Source organism: Bacillus sp. JJ1127, assembly GCF_036965845.1.
Taxonomy (GTDB): Bacteria; Bacillota; Bacilli; order Bacillales; family Bacillaceae_G; genus Bacillus_A.
In genome coordinates, this window is sequence record NZ_JBALQK010000270.1 from 1 (window position 1) to 6,233 (window position 6,233).

The following is a 6,233-nucleotide window of genomic DNA, read 5'->3' on the forward strand; positions in this document are numbered from 1 at the left end:
TTTTTAATTGATGTATATGTAGCATGATTATTTAATCCATAGCTTCCTAAAATCAACATAGCCGAATGATTCAAATTGAATGTCTTTAATCATGGGATGAAATGTACGATTTTAAAAGAAAATAAATAACCTGAGCCCGATAGTATATCGGGCTCAGGTTATTTAGAGATGCGCTTTTTCGATTAAAGGCTCTTGTTTACAAATTTCATTTCCTTTTGCAATTTCATAAATGAACGGTACATTCCAATTCTCCAAGATACGATCATCGCAAAAGCAAGTAAGAAGAACATACCGCTTAATTGTGCTAAATCAATTGATTGACTTAAATATTCTTTCATACCGATGCGGACAGCAAGTAAACCGACTAAAATAAAGATAAATGCTTTAGAAGGTATTAAATAGATGTCTGTTCCACGTACTTCAAATTTTGATGTTTTAATAAGAAAAATAGAGAAAAATAAACCAACGATAACTGCTTCGAGAATTTCTGATGTTGTTAATCGAAATTCTGGTAAGATGTACATGCATGCTCCCGTACTCATAAAAATTGGCGGGAGTATAATTTTTTTAAGTGATACAGGTTTCTTTGCTGATTTTAAGCGAAGGAACATCATTCCAATAGCCATACAAAGAGCAATAATACTTGATAAAACAGCTAAGTTCATGTTTGACCTCCTTTTATCCTTTGTAGGATTTTTTTAATAGAATCATAAACCAAACGAGACTGACACCGATGATAGTATGAGACATTCCTGCAATATGACTTAATCCTTTAAAATCAGCTCCATTGATTTGAAGAAGTCCGCGTGCCGCCATTGAAGATACTGTTAAAACTAATCCCAAATTATAGACGATGAACCACATGTTAAAACTTTTTGCTTCATGGAATGCAAATGATTTTGATAAGGCAAAGGCAATTAAAAAGAACAAAAATCCAAGAACTAACATATGTGTGTGCAAAAGGTTCAGCAGAGTAGTGCCTTGAATTCCTTTTGCTTTTGCATATTCTCTTGCAAATACACCGGAAAATAAACCGATAATTAAATAGACAAAAGATGCATTATATAACTTTTTCATAATAACCTCCTAAGGTAGTATTAGCAATGTTTATTTTTGGGAATAAGGCTGTGTTTAAAAGTTATCTTGTCATTCCGTATATGAGGCCAGAAATATATGGGATTAACCAAATGAACCATACGATAACGCTTAGTGTATGAAATGTTGTCATCATTTTTGTATCTTTTTTTATTAACACAATCGTTGCCCAAATAGCATGAAATAGCATAAGTAAAATGGCTGATAAGCCTGTTATTCCGTGAAAGCTAAGGAGAGATCCTGCTGAAGCCATTTTCTCCATTAATGTAGTTCCGAGCGTATCACATACTAATCCAAGCCAAAAAATAATAACATGCCAAGGTTTTAATGTTTTTTGAAATTTTTCACTCCATACTCCGATTGTATAAAAAATGAGTGCAGCTGTAATACATGTAATAGCAGATGCTAACACGTTCATCATTCCTTTCTAACAGTCATTTTCTTTATATAGAGCATGTTACATGAGAATTATGAATAGAATATGAACGCAATATTACATATGAAATTTGCCTAATTATTATATTAGAATTGCGTTATATTGTAAACAAAAATGAAAATATGCTTTAAATGAAAGAAAACTTTCTTATTCCCTAATCAAATAGGGGATAAGAAAGTTTTTTTAGATTACTTTTATTATACACTAGTTCTTAAATTTCGTTTTCTCGTAGTAATTTTCCATCTCGAAGTGTTAAAATTCGATCACATACATCAAGCATTTTTTCATCGTGTGTAATCATAATCGCTGCTTTTTTATTTTTCTTAACTTCATGTTTCATTAATTCAACGACTTCTCTAGCACGTTTTGAGTCAAGGCTAGCAGTAGGTTCATCAGCCAAAATTAAGTCTGGATTATTCATAAACGCACGAGCAATGGCTACACGTTGTTTTTCACCGCCTGAAAGTTGATTTGGGTAATGATTCATTCGATGTGATAATCCAAATGTTTTCAGTAATTCAGTTGCAAACTTGTCAGCTTCTTTTTTATTTTCTCCCTTTAACTTAGCGATATATAAAAGTTGTTCTTTAACCGATAAGAAAGGTACGAGATTTGCGAATTGGAATATAAAACCAATTTTTTCTAGGCGAATATTTGTCATATCTTTTTCTGATAAATTTGTTACGTTTTGATCAGAAATATAAATGTTTCCTTTTGAAGGGGATAGAAGCGCACCTGCAATGGAAAGCAATGTACTTTTTCCTGAACCTGATGGACCAACAATACCGATAAATTCGCCCTCTTTTACATCTAACGTAATTGGATGCAGAGCAGTTACTTCTGTATCGCCTTCGCCATATACCTTACTTACTTGTTCAAGCTTTAATAATGACGCTGGGTTCTCCCATTTCACTTCTGTTACCATTACATTCCACCTCCGATTGCTTCTAATGCATCTACTTTCAATACTTGATATAGAGAAATTAGTGTACCGAATATACTAATTAAGATAAAGATACCTGAATATTGCAAGATTGTTGTTGTTGTTAATAAGAATGGCATGCCGGCTGGTAAAACAGTCTCCACTGCAAGGATTAAGCCAATGCCGATTACAAGAGCGACACCAGATAAGAAGATAGATTGTACAACTAAATTACCTGCTAAATATGAGTTTTTTGTTCCGATTGCTTTTAATACGCCTAATTGGTGTGTTTTTTGTAATGTAATGACATAGAAGAAAACACCGATTAATAATGCTGAAATTACAAGTAAAAACGCAATAATCATCGTTAATGTTCCTTGTTCTTCTTTATAACCTGGAATACCTTGTAGTACTTCTTTTTTATCAACAACTTTTGCATTATCTACATTATTGATTTTTTTATCAGTATTTAGAGCGATTACACTGTAATCTTTTTCATTTGGCAGTGAAATAGCGCCCCATACATTTTCATTCATATGAACAACAGGTGTATGGCTAAACATTTGATTTTCTGTAAAACCGACAACTTTAAAAGTTTTCTTAGAAATAGGATCTACTAGCTCATCTCCAAGCTTTACACCTTTTTCTTTGATGGATTCATCAGCAACGATTTCATTGTCTGCTAAAGCGCTGTTTTTCCCTTCAATCACTTTTGGGGCAATGAATGAATCTTGCTTACTTGCAAAGATAGCAGCATCAACTTTTTTTGAACTTCCTTCTTTTTCAAATGTCGTCATTTTAAGATGCATTGGAACCGCATCTTTTTCATTAACTTGTGCCAATACTTTATCTACGTCCTCTTTCTTAATTTGAGAGCGCAATAATTTACCCTCGGCATCACTTGATACTATAAAATTGTCTGCTTTCATTTCGAGAATAGAAGAGGCATTATCATGAGATAAACCGTTTGCTAGACCTGATATGATAAGTACAAGAAATGATAAAAGCATCATAATTGTACCGATTAATCCGTATCGTAATTTTGATTGTTTTAATTCTTTAAGTGCTAAAAACATTAGGTTCATTCCTCCTTGTTTTGTTCTATGCCCTTATCATAAAGAGGAAATATGAACAGAATATGAACAAAAGATTACAAAAGAAGAGTCTACCGTTTAGAAAGGCTGCTGAAAAAGTGTCTACTTTGAGTAAATAACAGAATTTTTATCAATATACAGAAATCAAAAAGAAGATAACTCCCTATATATAGTAGGTGGTTATCTTCTTTTTTAAGGGACTTTTTCAGTGCCCTCCCGTTTAGATAGACTCTTCTTCTTGTTTTGGAAGGTAAATAGAGAAGGTCGTTCCGTTTCCAGGTTTACTATCGACTGTTATTGCACCTTCATGAAGGTCAATAACTTTTTTTACAATAGAAAGACCTAAGCCGCTTCCATTTACTTTTCTATTTCGGGCAGTATCAACTTTATGAAATCGATCAAATATTTTTTTTACTTCATTTTCAGGTATACCAATACCCATATCAGTAATCGAAATACGCCACTCTGTTTCTAGTTCTTCTGCTTCAAATGAAATTGTCCCGCCGCTTTCTGTAAATTTGATGCTATTGGTAAACAAATTCGTCCATACTTGATGGAGCAAGTTTTCGTCTCCGTAAATTTGTATGTTAGGAACGTCCATTTCAACTGCAAGATCTTTTGTTCTCCATTCCCACTCAAGCATAAAAATAATATCTTTTATTTGCTGTCCAAGATCAAAAGATTGCTTACGTAAAGTAAGGTCCTCCTTATCAAGCGATGCAAGCATTAATAATTGTTTACATAAACTGGACATACGTCGGCTTTCTGATTCGATGATTTCTAGGTAATGTTCCTGCTCAGATTTCGTTAAATTATTTGTTTTCAATGTTTTAGAAAACCCTTGAATAGATGATAGGGGGGACTGAAACTCATGCGAAACATTCGAAACAAATTCTTGTCGCATCTGCTCTGAATTTTGTAATTTTTTGGCCATCTTACGAAAATTAGTCGCAAGTGTCCCAATCTCATCGCTGCGATTTTCTGGTAGTACTAAATCGTATTTACCATTTGCAATTTCTTTTGTCGCATGTGTAAATCTTTGAATAGGGCGAACGACAAAGCGCGTAGCTATCGCGATGCAAATTAGACTGATTACAATAATCAATCCTAATAAAACAGCATAGAAAATACGTAATTCTCCAAATTGCTGTTGAATATCCGGACGAATAAATAGCGCATAACCCTTACCATTGTTTTCGATAGGAATTCCAATACTATTTAAAAGTGTATTGTCAAAAAAGCCAGTAGCAAATAAACGATTAGGATACGTTGCAATCCCATTGTATATATTTCCTTTTAATACATGTTCAATTGTCTCTTCGCTAATATTCATTTTCTTGAAATTATCACCGTACCGCTTGCCTTGTTTTTTATCGTCTACTACGTAAACTTCAAAGCCAAGGTTAGAAATAGACTGTAAATAATCATCTTTATTTTGTTCTGTATTTTTCTCATATAAATATTTTACTTCTTGTGCATATTTTAAAATTTTCTCGCTGTTATATGGTTTTAAATAAACATGATAATATACATTTGTAAGTAAAAATGCCAATATACTACTAACGAGCATAATAAAAATGGATATGATAACGAATCTAGAATATAATGAGCGCATATTTTTTCACCTCTAATTTATCGTTCTATCTTTTGAAAATAAGACCTCCGTATCAAGATTTTGAGAAAACATAGAAGATAGGAGGGAGTTGACTGCTAGCATGTGTCTGAACAGTAGGGGATGAAGGAAAACTCCCACTGATGGAAGTTTCACTGTAAATAAAATGATGGCTACAAATGATGTAAGAGATTGGAAAATCCAACAAAGTGAAAAATGCAATAAGTATAAGTGCTCCTCCTTTCACTTTTGTAGAATAAGAAATGTTTATGAACAGAAGATGAACATGTTATTACAATTTCTAAGAAAATGAAAAGTGTGCTGCCAGTACAACTGACAGCACACTTTTCATTTCTTCTATAATTTTGTGATTACTTTTTTTCCATGATCGCGAAGTAGTTTTTTTCATTATCAGCAAAATTAAATACTCTGCCAGAAGGCATACTTACAATTTCTCCGACTGTGATTTTTTTATTCGAAAGGTCTGTATGTAATTTGTCGAGATTTTCTGAGAAAAACATTATCGAAGGTGTATTAAGATTTAATTCAGGTTGCATTTTGGCGATTAATTCCTTGTTATGGAGAATGATACTCGTTCCTGCTTCCTTTGTTGGAGCAATTTCAATCCATCTAAATCCTTGACCATTATCCTCTTCAGAAATTACACTAAATCCTACTTTTTCTGTCCAAAATTGCAATGCCTCATCTTGGTTATTTACATATAGCATAATTTGACCGACTTTATTAATCATTTGCTTCTCTCACTTTCTTCTAGTCCAGTTCGTATTGATTTTTTTAGGTATTAATATCATATAACTGTTTAATGATTATATCAAATGTAAGGCATAAACAACTATTTTCATGATTCAAGTCATAATCCCCTTGAAAATAAGCAAATAAAGTTAAGTAACTACAATTTTTAAAAGACAGTGGTTGAATCGTTAGCGTATTCGTTGCACTTTTTTTGTTATAAGAAGTTCTAATGTAATTTGGTGCCTCTGTTTATCTCTTAGGATTATTCGTGCTTAATTCTTTAGGGGAAATGACAAACGCATTGCATGGCCAGATGCTCTC

Annotated in this window: 7 protein-coding genes; all 7 read right to left on the bottom strand. The window is 32.9% G+C overall.

Annotation, left to right across the window (positions count from 1 at the left end; translation table 11 throughout):
- Window positions 1-182 precede the first annotated feature (182 nt).
- The 7 genes from V7183_RS22020 to V7183_RS22050 all read right to left on the bottom strand — a co-directional run bounded on the left by V7183_RS22020 (window position 183) and on the right by V7183_RS22050 (window position 5,911).
- Window positions 183-665 (bottom strand): CcdC family protein, encoded by a 483-nt coding sequence (locus V7183_RS22020; RefSeq protein WP_335360840.1) that lies wholly within the window; start codon window positions 663-665, stop codon window positions 183-185.
- Between the two features lie 13 nt (window positions 666-678).
- Window positions 679-1,077, bottom strand: coding sequence for a DUF2871 domain-containing protein (locus V7183_RS22025; RefSeq protein WP_097895315.1), 399 nt, complete (start codon window positions 1,075-1,077; stop codon window positions 679-681).
- Between the two features lie 61 nt (window positions 1,078-1,138).
- The gene (locus tag V7183_RS22030; RefSeq protein WP_097895316.1) at window positions 1,139-1,507 is read right to left on the bottom strand and encodes an HsmA family protein; all 369 of its coding nucleotides are present in this window, start codon (window positions 1,505-1,507) and stop codon (window positions 1,139-1,141) included.
- Window positions 1,508-1,742: 235 nt separating this feature from the next.
- Window positions 1,743-2,456, bottom strand: coding sequence for an ABC transporter ATP-binding protein (locus V7183_RS22035; protein ID WP_335360841.1), 714 nt, complete (start codon window positions 2,454-2,456; stop codon window positions 1,743-1,745).
- The gene (locus tag V7183_RS22040) at window positions 2,456-3,529 is read right to left on the bottom strand and encodes an ABC transporter permease (protein ID WP_335360842.1); all 1,074 of its coding nucleotides are present in this window, start codon (window positions 3,527-3,529) and stop codon (window positions 2,456-2,458) included. The genes V7183_RS22035 and V7183_RS22040 overlap by 1 nt, the downstream gene beginning before the upstream one ends.
- 238 nt (window positions 3,530-3,767) lie before the next feature.
- Window positions 3,768-5,162 carry a sensor histidine kinase gene (locus V7183_RS22045; RefSeq protein ID WP_335360843.1) on the bottom strand — a complete coding sequence of 465 codons (1,395 nt, stop codon included), beginning with the start codon at window positions 5,160-5,162 and terminating at the stop codon, window positions 3,768-3,770.
- Between the two features lie 368 nt (window positions 5,163-5,530).
- On the bottom strand, window positions 5,531-5,911 hold the full coding sequence (locus tag V7183_RS22050) for a VOC family protein (protein ID WP_335360844.1): 381 nt from the start codon (window positions 5,909-5,911) through the stop codon (window positions 5,531-5,533).
- Between the last annotated feature and the right edge of the window lie 322 nt (window positions 5,912-6,233).

Coding starts and splice junctions, on each gene's coding strand:
- V7183_RS22020 (WP_335360840.1), bottom strand. CDS start 665: ATGAACTTAGCTGTTTTATCAAGTATTATTGCTCTTTGTATGGCTATT.
- V7183_RS22025 (WP_097895315.1), bottom strand. CDS start 1,077: ATGAAAAAGTTATATAATGCATCTTTTGTCTATTTAATTATCGGTTTA.
- V7183_RS22035 (WP_335360841.1), bottom strand. CDS start 2,456: ATGGTAACAGAAGTGAAATGGGAGAACCCAGCGTCATTATTAAAGCTT.
- V7183_RS22040 (WP_335360842.1), bottom strand. CDS start 3,529: ATGTTTTTAGCACTTAAAGAATTAAAACAATCAAAATTACGATACGGA.
- V7183_RS22045 (WP_335360843.1), bottom strand. CDS start 5,162: ATGCGCTCATTATATTCTAGATTCGTTATCATATCCATTTTTATTATG.
- V7183_RS22050 (WP_335360844.1), bottom strand. CDS start 5,911: ATGATTAATAAAGTCGGTCAAATTATGCTATATGTAAATAACCAAGAT.